We start from the raw sequence: 22,874 nt of genomic DNA, 5'->3' as shown, positions 1-22,874 counted from the left end.
GCCGATATCCTGTTCTACAATAATAAAGTAGCTTGAAGAAGGAGGGTGGTCGGCCTGCGTGTTCAAACAAAATTATTTATTGCGATAGCCGTGAACATCGTACTCTTCATCGGGGTCATTTTATTCGTCATCAAACCGTATTTTGTAGAGAAAAGTATTGAACAGGACAGGGCGATGACCCGCGATCAAATCGAAAGTGTGTCAGAAGTGTTCGCCAATCACCGACTTATGCTCGAGCGGATTCTTGTCGATTGGTCAGTTTGGACGAATGCCTATGATTTTGTTCAAAATCAGAATGAAGCATTCATTGAAAACAACATGGGGGAAGAGACACTCGAAAACTTAGGGGTCGGCGCAATGATTTTCCTCGACCGTGATCGAAATGTCGTCTACTCGGAGTTTACTCAATTTTATGAGTTGGATCGTGAAGAGGACAAAGAGATTTTCACGAACGACTTGATCCGTTACGTCAACTCGTCAGGAATCAAACAAAGTGCGGTGTATGGCACCGATTTCGGTCCGGTCGTCTTCATGAGTCACCCGATTGTGAAGAGTGATGGGACAGGAGAACCCGGTGGGACGCTCGTGCTCATTCAGAAAATCGGTCCAGACTTCATGGCCGCGATGAGTGCCCAAGCAAAAACGAAATTATCGATCAGTCCTCTTTCTCACCAACAGTTGACGGTCGATCAAGACAATCAATTTGCCCGTGTCTCGTTACCGCTTCAATCCGTCTATCAAGATGCGAACTGGGAACTCAACTTCTCGGTGAAGCGAACGTACTATACCAACACGCAGACCATGTTAGAAACGGGGATGATCGGGCTTCTTGTCCTCGGTCTTGGTCTATTGTTGACACTCTTTTGGACGGTGAATCAAATTGTCACGAAACGATTGATGGGCATCGTCAACGAACTGAAATGGATCACGAAAGAACGAAATAGTCGGTTACGGATTCAATTGCATCCGAATCAACAAGACGAAATCGAAGAGATGGCCATCAGCATGAACGAGGTGCTCGATGCGCTCGAACAGACACAAAAAGAATCGTTGACGCGTGCCTTCCGAGATTCTTTGACCCGTCTTCCGAACCGATTGGCGGTCGAAGAGATGTTCGTGAGCTTACCGGACACGACCCGATCGATTGGAGTGATGGGAATCGATCTCGACAACTTCCGCCGGATCAACGATCAATTTGGTCAGCGTACGGGAGATGCGATGCTGACGTTCTTTGCCTCTCGTCTGATGTTTTATAAAGAGGATGGCTTCGTTGCGAGAATCGGAGCGGACGAGTTCATCTTGATTCATCCGGAATGGACGACCGAGGAGCTCATGATCATCGCCAATCAATTGGTGAAAGATTTGCGCGAATGGGGTTTGAAGCAAGGGATGAACCATTTGACCTTGAGTATCGGCATCGACGAATTGACTGGACCGACGCATCATTCCTATGAGGTGATGATGGCGCGACTCGATGTCGTTTTACACGAAGCCAAAGCATCCGGGAAAGATCAGATTCTTTCCTATCATGAGATTGAAGATGGGAGTCATTACTTGCAGGCGCTCGAAATGGAACGTGATTTACGTCATGCGTTGCGTCATGATGAGTTCGAACTCTATTACCAACCAATCGTCTCTCCGCAGCCGTTTCAAGTTAGAGGAGTCGAGGCGTTGATTCGCTGGCACCATCCACAGAAAGGGTTTGTCTCTCCCGGCGTGTTCATTCCGGTTGCGGAGCAACTCGGGCTCATCTCGGATGTGGGACGCTGGGTGCTTGTGCGCGCCATCACCGAGATTCAAGAGTACGCAGAGCGGTTTGATTTATTTTTATCGATCAACGTATCGAAGCGTCAGATTTTAGACGACTCGTTTTTAGAAGCGTTGGAGGAAACGCTCGCTAAGACAGGATTTCCCCCACATCGGTTGCATGTGGAAATCACAGAGAGTGAGGTCGGTGGGAATGTGTATGAACTTCAACAGTTCATTCAAGCGTTAAAGACCATCGGGGTCAAAATTTCACTCGATGACTTCGGTGTCGGGACATCGTCACTGTCATATCTGCAATCCCTGCGTCTCGACATCGTTAAAATCGATCAGAATTTCGTGAAAGGGATTCCGGAGAATAAGTTTGACCGCGCGCTGTTAGAGGGGCTGTATCAAACTTTCCAGACGCTTGGACTCGAGATTGTCACGGAAGGGGTCGAGCGACCGGAACAGCTTGCGTTCGTATTAGAATATAGTGGTTCGCTCATTCAAGGTTATCATTACAGTAAACCGATTCCGGTCGATCAATTGCACCTGTACTTACGAAAAACGGTCATGACTCAAATTTGATGTAGGCGACTCTTCATAGGGAGAGTCGTCTTTTTTTTGTGAAAAATATATGTGAAATTTGTTACAATAGGGAACATAACTTGCGACCCATTCAGAGAAAAGGTAAACTTGAAACAGGGAAAGAAAACGCTTTCAAAACTATTTTTTAATAGCTTTGCAAGGGAAAAGGGAGGATTGGGTTCGATGCCAACAAAAAGAACGGCGCGGGCACCGTGGTCTAAAGTGATGATTCGTTCACAACTTGAAGTCGTAGATCGATTGCGACCACCTTCGCTCGTCTTACAAAACGCAACGTATTTGAACGTTTACGTAAAACAATGGAGAACCGCGAATATTTGGATTGAGGGAGATCGCATCGTGTATGTCGGTCCAGACTTACCAGAATCAGCGGTCGAAACGGTCGATGTGACAGGAAAGTATATTGTACCTGGGTATATCGAGCCTCACGCTCATCCGTTTCAATTATACAATCCGGCGACGTTGTCAAAATATGCAGGAGAGCGTGGAACGACGACGCTAGTCAATGACAACATGCTGCTTTTTTTACAAGAGAAAGAGCAAGCGTTTGCGCAGCTCGATGCGATTAAACAATTGCCGACGAGTACATATTGGTGGGCACGATTGGATACGCAAACGGAGCTGGACCGAGAGAGCGTGGCTGTCGACTCGGAACGCATTCACGAGTGGTTTAACCATCCGGACGTCGTCATGGCAGGTGAATTGACGGCATGGCCACGCGCCTTGAAGGGCGATGATGAGATGCTTCAGTGGATGCTTGACGCTGAGACGTGCGGTTTACCGGTCGAGGGACATTTTCCGGGGGCGTCGCCGAAGACATTGACTAAAATGGCGTTGATGGGAGTACACAGCGACCATGAGGCGATGACGGCGGAAGAGGCGTTCAATCGATTGGAACTAGGTTATACGACGACGCTTCGACATTCCTCGATTCGTCCGGACCTGCCGGAGATGATTCGTGACCTATTGGCGAATGGATTGACGGCGTTCGACCATCTCATGGTGACGACGGACGGTTCGACACCGGGCTTTTATGAGGACGGCATGCAGGATGCTCTCGTCCGCATTTTGATCGAAGCGGGATTACCGGCCATCGAAGCCTACCGGATTGTCTCTCATAACGTGGCTCGTCATTTTGACCTCGATCATATTTTAGGTGCAATTGCGCCAGGCCGCATCGCGCATTTGAACATTCTAGATGCCATCGAGGAACCGCGTCCGACGGCCGTGATCGCAAAAGGGCAATGGATTTATCGTGATGGAGTATCGCTTTTCCCGAACGAATTAGTGGAAGCAGTCCTCGACATGATGCCGTCGACAGACGTTTCAATCGAGCTTACGCCACAAGACTTGTCCTTCAGCATGCCGGTCGGACTCGACATGATCAACTCGGTCATCATGAAGCTGTTTAAAATTACGCATGACACGGGTCAAGATGAATTACCGCGTGATGGAGACGAATCGTTTCTCATGTTGCTTGATAAAGAAGGGAAATGGCGATTGAACACAGTCCTGAAAGGATTCGCTCGAGATTTTGGTGGACTTGTCAGTTCGTACTCGATTAGTGGGGACTACTTGATTCTAGGAAAATGTAAACAAGATATGTTACAGGCGTTCAAACGAATGAATGAACTTGGAGGCGGGATTGTCCTCGTAGACCAGGGCGAAATCGTTGCCGAGATTCCGTTACCACTCTGTGGGATGACGTCGACGGAGCCACTCGAAACACTCATCGGTCAAGAGAAACAGCTGCGAGACGAGCTCATGGCGAGGGGCTATCAGTTCGAAGATCCGATTTATACATTACTATTTTTAGCATCTACCCATTTGCCATATGTTCGGGCGACACCTCTCGGCATTTACGAAGTCATGAAGAAACAAGTACTATTTCCTGCGATTTTGCGATGAATAGTTGAGTCCAAGGCGCCCCTGCTTTAGAATGAGAAAGAAGTATGAGTAGAGAGGATGCTTGCGGATGCAACTCGATAAATTACGAGGTCGAGAGCTTGATCAATTGTTTGAAGCGATTTTGAAGCTCGAGACACTCGAAGACTGTTATCAATTATTCGAAGATTTAGCGACTGTTAATGAAATTCAAGCACTTGCGCAACGACTTGAAGTGGCGCGGCAAATTCGTGAAGGAAACACGTACCACAAAATTGAGGATGCGACAGGCGCCTCAACGGCCACGATTTCACGTGTGAAGCGATGCTTGAACTATGGGACAGGCGGATACGATCTCGCTCTTGAACGTCTACAACAAACAAAAGGTGACTCGTAAGAGTCATCTTGTTTTTGATGGAGGGGAGGGGCGAGATGCAACAGAAATTCATGAAACTGAACTTACAATTGTTCTTTCGAAGTTTAACACCGGTCCAAACACTCGTGTTAATTTATAGTGCGGCAGCGATTTTATCAGTTTTGCTCCTCGCCTTACCAATCGCCCATAAGCCTGGAGTGACGATCACGTTTACCGACCTTGTCTTCTTTGCGGTGAGCTGTGTCAGTGTCACCGGCCTGACACCGATTGTAGTCACCGATACTTTCTCCACGTTCGGCTTATTTATCATTCTGTTCATCGTCCAAGTGAGCGGTGTCGGATTGATCAGTTTGCACGTCATCATGTGGATCTTACTTGGGAAACGGATTGGGTTTAGGGAAAGACAACTGATTTTACGCGACCAAAACCAGACGTCCATGTCTGGTATTGTTAAATACATCACGGAAATCGTGATCACCGTTATCGCCATCGAGGCGGTCGGTGCCGTCTTGCTCGGGGTCCATTACTTAAATTATTTTGATACCATCGGAGAAGCCTTCTTACAAGGATTGTTCGGGTCGATCAGTGCGACGACGAATGCCGGGTTTGACATTACGGGAAGTTCGCTCGCGCCATTCCGTGAGGACCCATTCGTCATCTTTACGCAAATTGCGCTTATGACCGGTGGTGCCATCGGATTCCCGGTGCTTGTAGAGATTCGAACGTACTTGGTGAGCCGAATCACACGGAAACGTCACACGTTCCCGAGTCGATTCTCGTTGTTCACGAAACTGACGGTCTCGACATTCTTTATTTTGATTGCTGTCGGTACGGTCGGTTTGTTCATCTTTGAATACAATAATGCCTTTAAGGACTTACCGCTCTGGTTGGCACTTTCGGATTCGTTGTTCCAATCCGTGACGACACGAAATGGTGGTCTATCGACGGTCGATGTCAATCTATTCTCTGAAGCGAGCATGTTGCTCCTGTCCATCCTGATGTTCATCGGGGCATCTCCATCGTCTGTCGGTGGGGGGATTCGGACGACGACGTTTGCTGTAGCCGTTCTCGCTGTCATCGCCTTCATTCGCGGGGACTCGTCCATTAAAATTTTCGGTCGTGAAATCGTCCTTGAAGATATTTGGAAAGCGTTCGTGATCATTACGGTTTCGCTTGCCGTGTTACTATCAGGTGTCATGGTCATGGCTTATTTTGAGGATGCTTCGTTGACACGAATCTTATTCGAGGCGTGTTCTGCGTTCGGGACGACGGGTCTATCCGTCGGATTGTCTTCCGAGTTTAGTAACGTTGGAAAATGGGTGTTGACGATTCTCATGTTCATCGGCCGAATCGGCGTCATCGCCTTCATTCTCATCCTGCAACGGAGACAACCGAAGCGGATGTATAACTATCCAAAAGAATCAATCATCTTAGGATAAGGAGATTGTCATATGAAAGCATTTTGGATCAACTTTGGATACGTCTTTGTCGTACCGGTTCTTCCGTTTATCGCCATCGTCAATGGAACGGCACTCTGTTCACCAGACTCGCCGCTCCTTGACATTCCAGTGCTCGGATTCTTTCTAGCGAATCCACTCTGGTTCGTCCCCGTTTACGGTCTATTCGCCCTGCTTGTTGCGAAATGGCTGACGGATCGGGAACGGAATCGTACGGCACGTTCGTGACTTGCTTCGGCAAGTCTTTTTTTGTTGGGGAGATGCACGCGAGGAAAAAAATCGATACACTAGAGAAGGATTCGATAGGAGGGAATGAGTTGGAATTTCAGACGTGGCGACATGTGTTTAAACTAGATCCGAATAAGGAGCTCACAGATGAGGCCCTCCAGGCGCTCATCCATTCGGGGACCGACGCCTTTTTGATCGGGGGAACGGATGGGATTGATGCAGAGAATACATTTGCGCTTTATGCGAGAGTCCGAGATGCCGGGATTCCAATCGCACTTGAGATTAGCCATCCTAGTCAAGTCATCCACGGATTCAATCATTACTTCGTGCCCACCGTGCTAAATGCAGGAACTCCGGAATGGATCATTGGTCATCATGCGCGTGCGTTTGAACGATATGGCCATTTCTTTGATGCCCGTCTTGTCACGGCTCAAGGATATCTCGTCTTGAACCCGGAGGCGAAAGTCGCTGACGTGACGGCAGCGCGATGCGATTTGACGATGGAAGAGTCCGTGGCATACGCGGAAGTCGGGCATCACTTGTTCCGTCTTCCCTCGCTCTATATCGAATATAGTGGACGACTCGGGAATCCTGATGTCGTCAAAGAGATTCGTTTGGCGTTGCCTGATGCACATCTCTTTTACGGTGGTGGCATTGAGGGAGAAGAGACGGCACGATTAATGGGTGCACATGTCGACACGATTGTTGTCGGCAATATCATTTATGAAGACTTAGCTGGAGCACTTGCGACTGTCCGAGCACTCCGATAAAATAAGAACAAACGTTTGGAACAAGGAAGGAAACGATTATGTATAATCTTAGCGAAGAATTAGTCAAAGGCATGAACCCGGAACAAGCAGAAGCAGTGAAGCATACGGATGGCCCGCTGTTGATCATGGCGGGTGCGGGGTCTGGGAAGACCCGTGTCTTGACGCATCGTGTCGCCTATTTGATGGCGGCGAAACAAGTGGCACCGTGGAACATTTTAGCGATCACGTTCACGAATAAGGCAGCACGAGAAATGAAAGATCGGATTGCCCGTCTTGTGGGTGGTGTCGCCGAAGACATTTGGATTTCTACATTCCACTCCATGTGCGTCCGGATTTTACGACGCGATATCGATCGCATCCGCTATGACCGGAGCTTTTCCATTTTAGATGCCTCGGATCAATTGACAGCAATCAAACAGGTATTGAAAGAATTGAACCTCGATCCGAAGAAGTACGAACCGCGTACCCTTCTCGGGATGATTTCAAATCATAAAAACGAGCTGCGCACGGCGAAAGATGCGGCCGCCCTCGTCGGGAACAATCCGTACGAGCGAATCATCTCGGACGTCTATACGGCGTATGAGAAAAAGCTGAAACAAAATAATGTGCTCGACTTTGACGACTTGATCATGAAGACGATTCACTTATTCCAAGAAGCACCGGACGTGTTGGCGTTCTATCAGAAGAAATTCAAGTACATCCATGTCGATGAGTATCAGGATACGAACCGTGCCCAATATACGCTCGTCAAACTTCTCGCACAGGCACACGAGAATTTGTGTGTCGTCGGGGATTCGGATCAGTCCATTTACCGTTGGCGCGGTGCCGACATCGCCAACATCTTGACGTTTGAGAAAGATTATCCGGGCGCCCATGTCATCTTGCTCGAACAAAACTATCGTTCGACGAAACGGATTTTAGAGGCGGCGAACGGTGTCATCCAAAACAATGCTTCCCGGAAAGAGAAGAACTTGTGGACTGAAAATGACGAAGGGGAGAAATTGTTGCTCCATGTCGCATCGGACGATCGCGACGAAGCGTTCTTCATCATGAACCAGATGAAAGAGCTGAAGATGGAAGGGATGGAATACGGACAGATGGCGGTCCTTTACCGGACGAACGCACAATCACGTGGACTTGAGGAGATGCTCCTCAAATCGAACATCCCGTACAAGATGGTCGGCGGGACGAAGTTCTATGAGCGAAAAGAAATCAAGGACGTCCTCGCATACTTGCGATTGATTGCCAACCCGGATGAGGACATCTCGTTCGTTCGCGTCGTCAATGAGCCGAAACGTGGAATCGGTGCTGCGACGATTGATAAACTAGGGGATTTTGCAGACATGCAGGGCGTCTCACTCATGGATGCGATTCGTGACATCGAATTGTCAGGCATCGCCCCACGCACTGCGACGAAACTTGCGGATTTCCGTCAGATGATGATGGATTTACGACAGATGGCAGACTACCTCTCCATTTCAGAACTCGTCGAAGAGGTATTGAAGAAAACAGGATATGAAGAGATGCTCAAAATCGAGAAGACGCTTGAAGCGGAAAGCCGACTCGAGAACTTGCAAGAGTTTCTGTCGGTCGCCCAAAACTTTGAGAAAGAGAGCGATGAACAGACGCTCGTCGCCTTCCTTACCGATTTGACGCTCGTCTCAGACCTCGATTCACTCGATGAAGTCGATGAGTCGCATCAAGTCACGTTGATGACGTTGCACTCGGCGAAGGGACTTGAATTCCCGGTCGTCTTCTTGATTGGAATGGAAGAAGGACTTTTCCCGCACAGCCGTGCCTTGAACGACGAGGAAGAGATGGAAGAAGAACGTCGTCTTGCGTATGTCGGAATCACCCGTGCCGAGAAGCGTCTCTATTTGACACGTGCCCAGTCACGGATGCTATATGGTCGCTTCCAAAACAACCCGGAGTCGAGATTCTTGCATGAGTTGCCGGAAACGTTGTTGGAGCGGTCCGGTAAGGCGAGAAAACCGATGCCGTGGAACCCGGTCGAGTCACCAGGGAAGTTACCAGTGAATGGCTTTAGTTCGAAACCGAAGCCGAAACTCGCCCAATCATCCGGTGCCGAAACGGTCGGCTGGAGTGTCGGCGACAAAGCGAATCATAAAAAATGGGGACAAGGGACGGTCGTTCAGACACGTGGTGAAGGCGACCAACTCGAAGTCGACATCGCATTCCCGGAAGTCGGGATCAAGCGCCTATTGGCTAAATTTGCCCCTATCGAAAAAGCGTGAGGTGAGAATATGGAGATGGCAGAACGCGTAGAAGAGCTACGTCAAACGTTAAATCAATATGGTTACGAGTATTACGTACTCGACCGTCCGAGCGTGCCGGATTCGGAGTATGACCGATTGATGAACGAATTGATTCAAATCGAGACTGATTATCCTGAACTTCGAACACCGGATTCTCCGACGCAACGCGTCGGAGGGGCTCCGCTCGACGCATTTGTCAAAGTGACACATGACACGCCGATGCTCTCGCTCGGCAACGTCTTCTCGAAAGAGGAACTCGTCGAGTGGGTGGAGCGAATCGAGAAAGATCTCGGCTACACGCCGACATTCGTGGCAGAACTCAAATTTGATGGTCTCGCTGTCTCGTTAAAATATGAGAATGGTCGTCTCGTCCGTGGTGCGACGCGCGGGGACGGGACAACGGGTGAGGACATCACGCAAAACTTGAAGACGATTCGTTCCATCCCTCTCCGATTAAATGAGGACGTGACGTTTGAAGTGCGAGGTGAGGCGTACATGCCGAAACGTTCGTTCGAACAATTGAATGATGAACGAGAACGTATCGGCGAACCACTTTTCGCAAATCCGAGAAACGCAGCTGCCGGTTCACTTCGACAACTTGACTCAAAAATTGCGGCGTCGAGAAACTTGGCGTTCTTCGCATACGGTTTGGTGTCGCAAGACGATCTTGTCGCGTCACATGACGAGTCACTCGATTATTTGAAACGACTCGGTGTCGCTGTGAGCGGAGATTATACAACATGCCAGACGGCGGATGAACTGTGGGATTACATTGAGACATACGTGACAAAACGGAGTGACCTCCCATATGAAATTGATGGGATCGTCATCAAAGTGGCCGGGTATGAAGAACAGGAACAACTTGGTTTCACCGCTAAAAGTCCGCGCTGGGCCGTCGCGTACAAGTTCCCGGCAGAAGAAGTTGTGACGACGATCGAGGACGTCGATTTCAGTGTCGGTCGTACGGGGAAGGTCACACCACGGGCGCGATTTGCTCCGGTTTCTGTGGCAGGTTCGACCGTGACGTATGCGACGCTTCACAATGAAGATTTTATAAAAGAAAAAGACCTTCATATCGGTGACCGAGTCGTCATCAAAAAAGCAGGAGACGTCATTCCGGCCGTCGTATCGGCATTGGCGAGTGAACGGAGTGGGGAAGAGCGGGTGATTGAATTCCCAACGCATTGTCCGGCGTGTGGGTCGGAGTTGATTCGACTCGAAGGAGAGGCGGATCATCGTTGCGTCAATCCGGAATGTCCGGCTCAACTGCTTGAAGGACTCATCCATTTCGTGTCGAGACAAGCGATGAATATCGACGGGCTCGGCGAGAAAGTGATCACGCAGCTTCACGAAGCAGGGCTCGTCCATAATGTGGCCGACCTGTATCGGTTGGACCGAGATGATTTACTTGGACTCGAGCGCATGGGCGAGACGTCAGTGACGAACTTGCTCTCGGCAATCGAACAATCGAAGCAAAACTCATTGGAACGGGTGCTCTTCGCCCTCGGGATTCGACTCGTCGGACAAAAGGCCGCTTCTTTAATTGCAGAACGGTTCGAGACGATGGATGCAATCATCGCTGCGACAGTCGAAGAATTGACAGCCATCGATGGTATCGGGACAAAGATGGCAGAATCGATCGTCCTCTATTTTGAAAAACCGGAAGCACGTGAACTCGTCAAAGAACTTTCAGAATCGGGAGTAAATCTTTCCTTCAAAGGAACAAAACGACCAACGACGGAAGGAGCACCGCTCTCTGGGAAGACAGTCGTATTGACTGGGAAATTGCACGAGATGACACGTGGCGAGGCTGGGAAACAGCTTGAACTTCTCGGAGCGAGTGTAACGGGAAGTGTAAGTAAGAACACAGACTTGCTCGTCGCCGGTGAAAAAGCAGGTTCGAAGCTGGCGAAAGCGGAATCTCTCGGAATTGAAGTATGGGATGAGGCAAAACTGCTCGACTTTTTACATGAACAAGCATAAGACGTTCGCTTCGGCGAACGTTTTTTATTTTTTCGGAAATAAATGGGATTGAGCAGGTTCGCACAAGCGTGTGAGGGGTATAGATTAACTAAATCAAAATGCTAATATATTTTTGCGAGAGAACCCTTTGACACCATGACTTTCACACACACATTCCTCTCATTCCTCTACGTGGTGAACGTCGTCATCGGAACGATTGCGATTCGAGCGCTTGTTTTCACCTTAGAGGAGGGACCAACATCATGACACACAACATCCAGCGCTTCGTTGCCGTATTTACCATCCTCATGTTCCTTTCAACCTTATTTGGGGTGCCCACCGCCAAAGCGGACACGACCACGTTCCGGTATATCCAAGTGAATTTGACAGATGAGGAAAGCGAAACATTATATGAATCAAGTCTTGTCTATGAAGGAATCACGTATTACGGGGTCCGTGAATCAGCTGACGTTTGGCGATTTATGATTGATGCGGAAGTAGTAGACGACTCGTTGATTGACCTCATCACGCTCTACGATGCGGAAGGTGTACCGTATACGTTTTCTCCAAACACCATCACGGAAGCTTATCCTGTCGAAGAGGAAGAACCGCCTGTTGTCACAGAACCAGATACATCAGAAGAAGTGACGCCACCGGTTGAACCAGAACCAGTCGTCGAAGAGCCGACGACTGAACCGACGTTACCGAAGCTCGCCGTTGAAGCAATCAACATCGCCGCAGTCGACCGAGCCGTTGTCGGAGGCGAAATATCGTATACGTTCATTGTAGAAAACACAGGAGACACGCCGATGACGGTGACAGAATTCTCTCATGAGTATGTGAGTGGAGACATCGATCATCAATCAATCGAATCGTTCAATCAACACGTATTTGATCGTTTGCATGAATTAATAGGAGAAGACGGTCTCTTGCCGGGAGAACGGGTGGAAGTGACAGAAGTCTTATCGATTCCGACCGGATATTCGTTCGACGCACATCCTGAAATCGGCAGTGTCTTTCGGGTGACCGGGGTGGATGAATTCAACCGGGTCGTCATATCAGAAAGTCAACAAATTATCCTTTTACAAACACCAGACTTCACCGTGAATGCGACGGTTGAGAAGGCGACCGTTCAACCGGGAGAGCCCGTTCGCTATACGTATACGGTCACCAATCCTTCGAAAGTCACCTTATTTTTAGCGGACGCGATGCTCACATGGCCAAGCGGTGCCTTGACAGAAGAAGAACGAAACCAGGCAAATCAACGATTCGAGGAGCAAGTCGAAGCAATTCCTACCTTCAAAGACGGACTCGGTCCGGAAGAAGAAGCGACGTTCTCGTTTGAGCTTCCGCTCCTCCCATCTTATGATGTGAGAGCCGGGGCTGAATTGATTCAACGTGCCACATTCATCTTCGAGGTGGATGAAGAGATAACGGTTACTCGCTCCGTTGACGTACCGGTGGCGGTGAAGCAACCTGTTCCGGCTAAAGAAGAGCCAAAACAAGACGCTAACAAGCAGAAGTCAGAAGTGAAAACCACACCACCTGTCGTGAAAGTCGTCGTCAAAGAGAGTGGAGCGCCACGAGTCGAGCACATCGATGAAGCCGATTCGTACGCTCAAGATGTGCTCCCGATGACAGGTGAAGCGGATGATGCCTGGCATGCCATGCTCGGTACACTTCTTTTCGCGTCGGGACTCCTCTTGTTGATTCGTCGCAACCATCCGTCAACGAAACCATAAATCGGCATCCCTTCTCGTTCATCCGAGAAGGGATTTGTTCTGATTCCGCTTCGATACTTTTTTCGTGGAACGATTTTGTTATAATGGACAAAGTGAAATAGGAAACGATGTTCAAAGGAGCTAGACATAGATGAAATGGAAACAACTCGTCATCCCGACAATCGCCTCGGCGCTATTGTTGAGTGGATGTTCAATGAAAATACCGATGGGTGAAGAAGAAGCGACACCAACTGGGGACGAAACAGCGGCCGAAGGCGTCACACAAGCGATTGAAGCCCGTGACTCATACTACCAGATGGTCATTCCGTTCAAACCGGCGGCGGCGAGAGGGCTCGCCCAACGTCAAGTCAGTTCATCGTTAGAACTCGAAGAAGTCGAACTTGGTCTCATGCGTCACTCAACGGACGCGTTCGACCCGGAAAAGTTCGCTTATCAAGAGGGACAGCTGTTGAACGCGGAGGATGTATCTCGTCTGCTCGCACGGAAAGATAAAAGTAATGAAGGGTTGACCCCCTTGAACCCGGCTTATGCGGATGGCAAGGCAGAAGTCGAAGACGACAAGTTCGTCGATGCGAACAAGAAATCACCGCTTTATTTAGCTTCGATTGTCGAACAGAATTACATGACGAAAGAGGATAGCGGGTACCAGGTTGGGGGCGTATCGTTTGCACTTATTTTGAACCGTGAATATGTCTTCCAGGCACCGAACTATGGTCCGACGTACACCGTCAAACTCGATCAAAAGAAAGTAATCGCAGAAGGGGAACGTATGGCGAACGAACTCGTCTCCCAATTACGAAAGCGTGAAGACTTCAAGGACCTCGATATCAATGTCGCGCTCTATATGAAATCGACACAAGGTTCACCGACACCGGGGAACTATATCAAGTCGGCCTTCGTTGGGACGGCGGATCAAGTCAAATCGGGCGACTGGAAAGCGATCGATGAGAAGTACTACTATTTCCCGTCGACATCGGCGACATCTGACGTACGCGAGGACGCGCAGAAATTTACGCTCTTCAGCGATCGGATTGCCGACCTTTTCCCGGACTACAGCGGGATGATTGGGAAGGGCTTCTATCAGAACGGAGATCTATCGAGAATGGAGATTGATATCCCGATTCAGTTTTACAGTCGCGCTGAGCTCGTCGGCTTCACACAACACGTGGTCGGCTTGCTCGAAAACCGTTGGGAATATAGCCGGAATGTTCCGGTTCGTATCAACGTGACGTCACTTGGAGGAGACCCTGAAGTGACCATCGTGTTCGAGGACGGAATGGATAGTCCGAAAGTATACTTCTAAATTCTAAAGGAGGAGAGGTTCGTTTTTTTGAAACGAATCTCTTCTTTTTTTCGTATGAAAAGTGAAAGGATAATCTTTGACCTTATTTGACCAAATGAGTAGAATAGAGTTAACAGAAACGGGAAAGGGATAGGTGAGGTGAATCCATATGGCTAAAAACTATTACGATGAGCTTGGTGTTTCCAAAGGAGCGACCGAGCAGGAGATTAAACGCGCATACCGGAAGCTGGCGAAACAATACCATCCGGACGTCAATAAAGATCCTGGCGCACAGGATCGCTTCAAATCGATTCAAGAGGCGTTCGACGTGTTGAGCGACCCGGAGAAAAAGGCGAACTATGATCGATACGGTAGCCCGGATGGACCGTCGTTCGGACAAGGGTTCGGTGGCGGTGGAGAGACTTACGGGGAAGGCTCGTCACAATTCGAAGATCTATTCCGACAATTCGGAGGCGGATCGCGTACGACCTCTCGGACTTTCGGATTTGAAGATATGTTCGGAAGCTTCTTTGACCAAGCAGTCGAGGAAGACTTGGATGAGACTGTTCGTGTCAACATCCCGCTCAGTCAATTGACGAAAGAGTCGAAAGTGAGTCTACGTCTTCAAACGGGTACCGTGAACGTCAAGATTCCACAAGGTGCCTACGAAGGTCAGAAGTTGCGGTTGAAAGGAAAAGGTAGCCGCGTCGGACAGTCAGGAAACCGAGGAGATGTATATGTCGATCTTCACTTTGCGGATGACGATACGTATCGTCGTGAAGGAGAGCATATCGTGACCGTGAAACGATTGCGTCCGCTCGAATTTTTAGACGGGGCGAGCGTCATCATTGCGACACTCGACGGGGGACGCGTGAAGTTGAAAGTGAAACCGGGAAGCCGTCCGGGACAACGGATGCGGATTCCTGGTCGCGGTGTCATGACCGGCTCGAAGGTGCGGTCGGACTTATTCGTCCAACTCGAGGTCGACCTGCCTCTTGATGAGACGTACCGTTCTGTTTATGAGCAAATCGAACGTTAATGGATAAGGAGGAATCGTGATGGACTTTAATCGTTTTACAGATAAAGCACATGAATGCATTGTCAGTTCACAGGCGTTAGCGAAACAATATCATCATAGTGAAATCAATGAGTGGCACGTCTTGGCGTCCATGATTTCGCAGACGGACGGGATCGCGCCGTTGCTGTTTCAAAAAATGGAAATCAACGTGTCTGAGATTGAAGGCGAAGTCGCGCTTTCTTTAAGAAATGCACCAAAACTTCAAAATCCGACGACACCGATGATTTCGGCTTCTTTGCTGAACGTTCTAACGACGGCGGAGCGGGAAGCGACAGGGATGAACGATGAATACGTATCGGTCGAACACATTTTACTCGGCATCTTGTTGAACAGTAGTCAAGCACAGGCGATGCTCGAGAGAAAAGGGATCACAGAAGACCGTCTCCGTGAGGCGCTCGTCGCCGTACGAGGCAATCGTCGGATTACTTCGAAGTCGCCTGAAGCGACCTATGACGTCTTGACGAAATACGGACGAGACCTCATTCAAGAAGTGAAGACTGGGAAAATCGATCCTGTCATCGGACGTGACAGTGAGATTCGTCGTGTCATCCGGATTTTGAGTCGGAAAACGAAAAACAACCCTGTCCTCATCGGGGAACCGGGTGTCGGGAAGACGGCGATTGTCGAAGGGCTCGCCCAGCGTATCGTTCGTGGAGATGTGCCGGAAAGTTTGAAAGACAAAACCATCTTCAGTCTCGATATGAGCTCCCTCGTTGCCGGTGCGAAATATCGTGGGGAGTTCGAGGAACGTCTACAGGCCGTCTTGTCCGAAGTGAAAGAAGCGGAAGGCACCATCATTCTCTTCATCGATGAACTGCACACGATTGTCGGGGCAGGGAAGTCGGAGGGGTCGATGGACGCCGGGAACATGTTGAAACCGATGCTCGCCCGAGGCGAACTGCATTGTATCGGCGCGACGACGCTCGACGAGTATCGTCAATATATCGAGAAGGACCCGGCCCTCGAGCGGCGTTTCCAACAAGTACTTGTCGCTGAACCGGATGTCGAGGATACGGTTTCCATCTTGCGCGGTTTAAAAGAACGCTTTGAGATTCACCACGGGGTACGTATCCATGACAACGCGCTCGTCGCGGCAGCTGTGCTATCCAATCGCTATATCACGGACCGCTTCATGCCGGACAAGGCGATTGATCTCGTCGACGAGTCGTGTGCGATGATTCGGACGGAGATGGAGTCGATGCCAGCTGAGCTCGATGAATTGGTCCGTCGGGTCATGCAGCTTGAAATCGAAGAGGCGGCGCTTAAGAAAGAGAGCGATGCCGCTTCCATTAAGCGACTTGAGGCGCTTCAACAGGAATTGGCATCACTTCGTGAACAGTCTGACTCGTTACGTCTCCGCTGGGAGAATGAGAAGGAGTCGACGCACCGCGTACAACAAATCCGCGGAGACCTCGAGAAAGTACGCCTCGAGTTACAAGAGGCAGAGAGTCGTTACGATTTGAATCGGGCCTCGGAACTGAAATACGGACGAATCCCAGAGCTTGAACGAGAACTCGAAGAAGCGGAACAGTTGGCGAGTTCGGTGACACGTGAACTCGTGCGTGAAGAGGTGACGGAAGAAGAAATCGCCGAGGTCGTCTCGAAATGGACGGGCATCCCAGTGACGAAACTGACAGAAGGAGAGCGGGATAAGCTCCTCAATCTAGAAACGGTCTTGCATAAACGCGTGTTCGGACAAGATGATGCGATTCGTCTCGTCAGCGATGCGGTCATTCGGGCGCGGGCTGGCATCAAAGATCCGAATCGTCCAATCGGCTCATTCCTCTTCCTCGGACCGACGGGGGTCGGGAAGACAGAACTCGGGAAGGCGCTCGCAGAAGCGATGTTTGACTCGGAAGATCATATCGTTCGACTCGATATGAGTGAATATATGGAGAAACATGCCGTATCACGTCTCGTCGGTGCCCCTCCAGGCTATATCGGATATGAGGAAGGTGGCCAGTTGACGGAAGCGGTTCGCCGTAACCCGTACTCGGTCCTCTTACTCGATGAGGTCGAGAAGGCACATCCGGACGTCTTCAACATCTTGTTGCAACTGCTCGATGATGGTCGATTGACCGATTCGCACGGGCGCATCGTCGACTTCAAAAATACGATTGTCATCATGACGTCGAACATTGGGGCGGACATCTTGCTCGAAGCGGCGAAAGATGGCGTGATTGATGAGGACGAAGAGCGTCAAGTGCTCGACAAACTCCGTCGTCATTTCCGTCCTGAATTCTTGAACCGGGTCGATGAAACGATTCTGTTCCATCCCCTCACGAAAGATCAAATCGGTCAGATTGTCGAGAAAGCGGTCGGACGGATGAGCGAACGGCTCACGACACGCTCGATTCATATCGACATCACCGATGCAGCCAAAACGTTCGTTGCTGACGAAGCATATGAACCTCAATTCGGTGCGCGACCGATCAACCGGTATGTACAACGGACGATTGAGACGAAACTTGCCCGTAGCATCCTCGCTGGAGATGTCGAGGATGGGCAAACGGTCATCATCGATGTCGAGAACGGGGCGTTGACGTTACGCCCATCGACAGTCAATGCATAAAGAAAGAGGAATCCAAAATCGGATTCCTCTTTTATGTACGCCGACGCTTTCTTCTCAAAATTAAATAACTGATCCCAATAAAAATGAGGTAGAGTACCGTCCCAAAAAATGAGTTGAATACCCATGGAATTGTTCCCATGAAGCTGGCACGGGTCGCTTCTTGGAACCAGAGCAGTAGCCAAAAGAATAAGCCAAGACTCGTTGCGAGGAGAACAAAAAATCCCGTCATGCCTTGTTTCGTCAATTGCTTGATTCCGAACCCAAGTAAAGCCGTAACAATGAAAATTGTACCTAACCCAATATAGAACAATCCGTCAATCGGTAAAGTCTGCACGGACACACCCTCTTTTCACCATCAGATTCATATAACCCAATCTTACACGGAGAGGGAATAAATGGGAATCATTATTGTGACACGAGAGGACGTTCTGGTTGATAGATACAGTACGGTTCTGATTCTTTGAAATCGCCAGTGACCGCATAGGCTCTAGCACGCGAACCACCACATAGATAACGATACTCACAATACCCACACTTTCCGTGATGACTATCCGGATCACGTAGCGCCTTGAATGTCGGATGATGGCGATAAATATCGGCGAGAGGTGTCGTTCGGACGTTTCCGCAGGTGATTGGTAAAAATCCGGACGGCTGTACGTCCCCTGTATGTGAGATAAAGACGAATCCGTTGCCGTCATTCGTTCCGCGAGGGGCCTTCGCCAAATCGTCATGGGGATGTCCGATTGGAGGAAGCCCTGCTGCCCGGCGGCGCTGATTTTCTTGTCGGGCGACTCTCCGATAAAATTGGGCTTCCGTCGTCGAGATGATGAAGGGTGCCGTCTCTTGTAGGGAGAACGCCCATTTCAATACTTCCTCATGTCGCTCTGGTGTAATGGGTTGTAACAGGGATCCACGTCCAGTCGGCACGAGGAAAAAGAGCGTCCAGACGGATACGCCGAGGGATTCTACGAGTTTCGCCATTTCCGGTAATCGGTCAACGTTGTATTCGGTCACCGTCGTATTAATTTGAAATGACATTCCCTCCTCTCGGAAATATGAGATTCCTCGAATGGTACGGTCGAAACTGCCACGTGTGCCGCGGAAATAGTCATGCGTCACGGCGTCCGGTCCGTCAATGGAGAAGGCCCAACGTGACAAACCAGCTGCTTTTGCCCGTTTCACGGCATCGTGAGTTACACGAGGTGTAGCTGAAGGTGTCATCGAGACGCGCATCCCAAGGGAGGAAGCATATGCGGTCAATTCAAATAAATCTTCACGCATGAGAGGATCACCGCCCGTAAAGACGAGAATCGGGTTATCCATCGCATGAATCTCGCGAATCAATGCCTTCCCTTCTTCCGTGTCGAGTTCGTTTTCGTAACGATGAAATTGTGCCTCTGCCCGGCAGTGGACGCAGGAGAGCGCACAGGCCCGTGTGACTTCCCAAATGACGATGAACGGGTTCTCGTTATAGTCGATACGTTTCATACCGTCACCGCCTGTCGAAGATGTAAGTGATCGACCGCCCGTTTGGCGGAATCCACGCAGTCAGGTAATCCGACCCCATGGAGAATGGCGCCACACGCTTCGACGCCGTCCCACTTCAAAAGTGCTTCTTCGAACGCGCGGACGTCCTGTTTATGCCCGACCTCATACTGTGGCATCGTTTGAATGTGTCGTTCGACTTTCGTGAAGAGGGGAGTCCCGACTTTTTGAATGCGTCGAAGTTCGCCTAAAGCGAAGTTTGCGATTAGATCATCCTCTTCATGGAGCAGGGACGGGACATGTTCTGAACTGATATACATGCGGAGCAATGCTTTTCCTTTAGGTGCTAGGTGTGGCCATTTTTTATGCATCCAGCTACAAGCGGTCAAAGCGTTTCCTTCCGATTTGGCGATGACGTAGCCGGTTCCATCTAACGCATCCACTTCTGACTCGTCGAAGGCGGCGAGTACGGTCATCGAAGAGGTACGTTTTAACGATGACAAACGTTCGGCTTCCGGGAATCCGAGCAAAGGTCCGAGTGCATGGGGCGATGTGGCCATAATGATGCCATCAAACTGTTCGATCGTCCCATCGGCAAATGTGACTTCATGAGGTCGAACGGATTGAACAAGCGTCTTTAACATGAGTCGATCAATCGACGGACGGAGCGCCTCGACGAGTGCTCCGAGTCCTTGCTCAATCGACAGGAACTTACCAGTCTCGGACGGCTTTACACCGGCTTGGACGGGAGGAGTGAGTGCTTTCATTCCGAGAATCAGACTACGAGTTTTTTGTTCAATCGTGATAAACTGAGGGAAAGTAGACTCGATGCTCATGTCATCGAGTGTCCCGTTGTAAATCCCTGACAGAAGCGGTTCGATCATCGTATCGACGACTTCTGAGCCAAGTCTCGTCCGAAAGAAACGGTCGAGCGAGATATCCTCTCCTGCATACACGCGTGGAATCACGAGATCGAATCCGGCGCGAAGTTTTCCTCTCCAAGTAAAGAGATCCGTTTTGACCATCGGCCAAAACTTGGTCGGGATGCCCATGACCGATCCGGCCGGCATCTGTCTCAGTTGCTTCCGTACGTAAATGTAAGAAGTCCCGGTTCTGGAGCGGACGAGTTGATCTGCGAGACCGAGATCCGTAATAAGTGATGTCAAGGTCGGCTTTCGTGCCATATAACCGTCGGGTCCAGTCTCTAACGTAAAACCATCCCGATAAATGGTCTTAATTTTTCCACCGAGACGGTCCTGCGCCTCAATCAATGTGACATGAGCTCCGGCTTCTTTGGCATAATAGGCTGCGGCAAGTCCGGTGATGCCACCTCCGATAATCGCGATTCGATTCAATTGATTCACCCATTTCTCTAAAATTGTTGTCGTCTTAACGGTACCGAGAATGTTGACGGAGATATAGGATAAGTGTCACGGACTTCTAGACAAATTTGTCACGAATTCGAAAGGGGACGATGGAATGGCTTCCTTCCTCATCGTTGCGACTCTTGTGATGGTGGGCATAATTGGGTTTATTGTGGCGATGAATCGAGATGGAGAAAAGTTGGTTGGAGATGAGGAAAGTCCACCGATGATTTGGGCGGATGAGGACTGGTATAAAGATGATGGACCACCGGACGGATAATATGATAAGATGACCCGGTTGAAATTTGATGGAACATGAGGTGATGGAATGAATGTACTCGAACAACAGTTGAACCACTTGGTTGATGAGTGTCGTCCGTACACGGCTCAAGGGAAAGTGGCGGACTATATCCCTGAACTCGCACATGTGAAAAACGATTTACTCGGGGTGGCGATATGTTTGCCGGATGGTACGTATATTCACGCGGGGGATGTTCATCACAAGTTTACAATTCAGAGCGTATCGAAGGCGCTCACACTTTGTTATGTACTGATGGAGTTCGGGGAGGACTATGTCTTTTCGAAAGTAGGGATGGAGCCGACGGGGGACGCATTCAACTCCATCGCCAAACTCGAGGAAACAGTCCCGTCAAAACCACTGAATCCGATGATCAACGCCGGAGCGTTAGCGGTGACGAGTATGATTTTAGGGGAGACGGCAGAACTCAAAATCTATCAGTTCCGCCAGTTTTTAGCGACGTTGTTAAATCGCTCGGTCGAGGAGGTCACGTACGACGAAAAAGTCGCCCGCTCTGAATACGAGACGACCGACTTGAACCGTGCCCTGCTCTATTTCATGCGTCATCATGGAATTGTGGATGGAGACGTCGATGAGATCATTGATGTGTATACGAAACAGTGTGCCATCGAGATTGATTGTTTTGATTTGGCGCGAATCGGGCGTGTCTTTGCAGGGAATGGAGAAGACCCGGATACGGGCGAAGAGTTGATTCCGCGTCGGGTCGTCCGAATCGTCAAGGCCATCATGACGACGTGTGGCATGTATGATGCATCGGGTGAGTTCGCTGTCCGGGTTGGTCTTCCAGGAAAAAGTGGGGTGTCGGGTGCCATCTTGGCGGTCGGGAACCACGAACTGGATTTGAATAATGTCGGGTTTGGCATATTTGGTCCGGCACTTGATTCAAAAGGAAACTCGATTGCCGGAATGAAGTTGTTGGAACTACTGATTGAGCGCTATACTTCGCGCTAAATCGAGAGGTGTTCCACGGATGCATCGAGTTCCTGCTGTAATGTTTCAATTCTTCTGTCGTATGCGGACTGCAGTTCAGCTGGAGGGGTGAAGGTGCGCCAACGCTTTAACAGTTGGTCATGGTCGTTCATCTCACCGAGTTCGGTTTGCATTTTTTTTAACGTGCGGACAGTGTCTATCGAGGCATCCGATTCATAGTTTAGCAAATACTCATGTAAGTAACGTTCGCGTTTGACGGCTAAACGGACTTTATGGAGCGCTTCAAGTTGTTCTTTTCCATCGGATTGTTCATGATAGACGCGTACACGTTGCTTGCGCTCACTTTTCGCCTTTTCTAACATCGGGGAGGCGTTCGTTTTTTTGAACGCACGAAATAACGGTCCACCGATGAAGCGACGTACTTGTTGATCGAGCGACGGTGTCATTTTTTCACTGACACGAGTGGATAGAATCGTCCGTGCGATGGCACGTTGTGTCTCCATGGCTTCAAGAAACGCATGATCGAGTTCGGATTTAGAATCAAACGTTTCGATGAGGACGTCGAGGTCGCGCACATGACCGAGTGCCTCCATCAATTGTTTGAGTTGGCGGAACGTCGCCGGCTTTGTTTCGTATAGTTGCATAAACGTGATCAATTTCCGTAGATGAACGCGAGCGCGATGAATATCCTCGGAATTGTTAAAGGTGAGGGCTTCCGTCACATAGTGATTGAACGTGTTCCACGTTTCCAACAGTTCAAATTTAAGCTTTTCTGCATGCCGTTGATTCATGATTAT

18 protein-coding genes are annotated in these 22,874 nt (G+C 49.6%); 14 read left to right on the top strand and 4 right to left on the bottom strand.

The features are described 5' to 3' along the window. Positions 1-45 precede the first annotated feature (45 nt). The 12 genes from KD909_RS12385 to clpB all read left to right on the top strand — a co-directional run bounded on the left by KD909_RS12385 (position 46) and on the right by clpB (position 17,979). Complete coding sequence (locus KD909_RS12385; RefSeq protein ID WP_211781736.1) at positions 46-2,334, top strand: bifunctional diguanylate cyclase/phosphodiesterase; 2,289 nt, start codon at positions 46-48, stop codon at positions 2,332-2,334. Between the two features lie 183 nt (positions 2,335-2,517). Continuing rightward, a complete protein-coding gene (locus tag KD909_RS12380) occupies positions 2,518-4,260 on the top strand; it encodes an adenine deaminase C-terminal domain-containing protein (protein ID WP_211781735.1) in 1,743 nt (580 codons plus the stop codon). Between the two features lie 67 nt (positions 4,261-4,327). Next, entirely contained in the window at positions 4,328-4,633 is a 306-nt protein-coding gene (locus tag KD909_RS12375) for a YerC/YecD family TrpR-related protein (protein ID WP_015880718.1), read from the top strand. 35 nt (positions 4,634-4,668) lie between these two features. After that, positions 4,669-6,051 carry a TrkH family potassium uptake protein gene (locus tag KD909_RS12370; RefSeq protein WP_211781734.1) on the top strand — a complete coding sequence of 461 codons (1,383 nt, stop codon included), beginning with the start codon at positions 4,669-4,671 and terminating at the stop codon, positions 6,049-6,051. 12 nt (positions 6,052-6,063) lie between these two features. Beyond that, complete coding sequence (locus KD909_RS12365) at positions 6,064-6,297, top strand: hypothetical protein (protein ID WP_015880720.1); 234 nt, start codon at positions 6,064-6,066, stop codon at positions 6,295-6,297. 89 nt (positions 6,298-6,386) lie between these two features. After that, on the top strand, positions 6,387-7,067 hold the full coding sequence (locus tag KD909_RS12360) for a heptaprenylglyceryl phosphate synthase (RefSeq protein ID WP_015880721.1): 681 nt from the start codon (positions 6,387-6,389) through the stop codon (positions 7,065-7,067). Positions 7,068-7,105: 38 nt separating this feature from the next. Further along, positions 7,106-9,322, top strand: coding sequence for a DNA helicase PcrA (gene pcrA / locus KD909_RS12355; RefSeq protein WP_211781733.1), 2,217 nt, complete (start codon positions 7,106-7,108; stop codon positions 9,320-9,322). A 9-nt stretch (positions 9,323-9,331) separates the two neighbouring features. Next, entirely contained in the window at positions 9,332-11,326 is a 1,995-nt protein-coding gene (ligA, locus tag KD909_RS12350) for an NAD-dependent DNA ligase LigA (protein ID WP_211781732.1), read from the top strand. 242 nt (positions 11,327-11,568) lie between these two features. Then, complete coding sequence (locus KD909_RS12345) at positions 11,569-13,047, top strand: LPXTG cell wall anchor domain-containing protein (RefSeq protein WP_211781731.1); 1,479 nt, start codon at positions 11,569-11,571, stop codon at positions 13,045-13,047. 130 nt (positions 13,048-13,177) lie between these two features. Further along, on the top strand, positions 13,178-14,350 hold the full coding sequence (locus KD909_RS12340) for a CamS family sex pheromone protein (protein ID WP_015880725.1): 1,173 nt from the start codon (positions 13,178-13,180) through the stop codon (positions 14,348-14,350). A gap of 148 nt (positions 14,351-14,498) precedes the next feature. After that, a complete protein-coding gene (locus tag KD909_RS12335; RefSeq protein ID WP_211781730.1) occupies positions 14,499-15,368 on the top strand; it encodes a DnaJ C-terminal domain-containing protein in 870 nt (289 codons plus the stop codon). Between the two features lie 19 nt (positions 15,369-15,387). After that, complete coding sequence (clpB, locus tag KD909_RS12330; protein ID WP_211781729.1) at positions 15,388-17,979, top strand: ATP-dependent chaperone ClpB; 2,592 nt, start codon at positions 15,388-15,390, stop codon at positions 17,977-17,979. A 31-nt stretch (positions 17,980-18,010) separates the two neighbouring features. On the opposite strand, the gene KD909_RS12325 is transcribed toward clpB, so the two are convergent. The 3 genes from KD909_RS12325 to hemG all read right to left on the bottom strand — a co-directional run bounded on the left by KD909_RS12325 (position 18,011) and on the right by hemG (position 20,828). Beyond that, a complete protein-coding gene (locus KD909_RS12325) occupies positions 18,011-18,313 on the bottom strand; it encodes a hypothetical protein (RefSeq protein ID WP_211781728.1) in 303 nt (100 codons plus the stop codon). 71 nt (positions 18,314-18,384) lie between these two features. Then, entirely contained in the window at positions 18,385-19,467 is a 1,083-nt protein-coding gene (locus KD909_RS12320) for a TIGR04053 family radical SAM/SPASM domain-containing protein (protein WP_211781727.1), read from the bottom strand. Continuing rightward, a complete protein-coding gene (hemG, locus tag KD909_RS12315; RefSeq protein ID WP_211781726.1) occupies positions 19,464-20,828 on the bottom strand; it encodes a protoporphyrinogen oxidase in 1,365 nt (454 codons plus the stop codon). The genes KD909_RS12320 and hemG overlap by 4 nt, the downstream gene beginning before the upstream one ends. A 115-nt stretch (positions 20,829-20,943) precedes the next feature. On the opposite strand from hemG, the gene KD909_RS12310 reads away from it, so the two are divergent. After that, positions 20,944-21,108, top strand: coding sequence for a hypothetical protein (locus tag KD909_RS12310; RefSeq protein ID WP_211781725.1), 165 nt, complete (start codon positions 20,944-20,946; stop codon positions 21,106-21,108). 48 nt (positions 21,109-21,156) lie between these two features. Further along, entirely contained in the window at positions 21,157-22,098 is a 942-nt protein-coding gene (glsA, locus tag KD909_RS12305) for a glutaminase A (protein ID WP_159563499.1), read from the top strand. On the opposite strand, the gene KD909_RS12300 is transcribed toward glsA, so the two are convergent. Then, the gene (locus tag KD909_RS12300) at positions 22,095-22,868 is read right to left on the bottom strand and encodes a CHAD domain-containing protein (RefSeq protein ID WP_211781724.1); all 774 of its coding nucleotides are present in this window, start codon (positions 22,866-22,868) and stop codon (positions 22,095-22,097) included. The genes glsA and KD909_RS12300 overlap by 4 nt on opposite strands. Positions 22,869-22,874: the final 6 nt, after the last annotated feature.

Source organism: Exiguobacterium sp. PFWT01 (assembly GCF_018255795.1).
Classification (GTDB): domain Bacteria; phylum Bacillota; class Bacilli; order Exiguobacteriales; family Exiguobacteriaceae; genus Exiguobacterium.
Note: the sequence above shows the minus strand (reverse complement) of the source record. Positions and strands in the feature narration are given on the sequence as shown.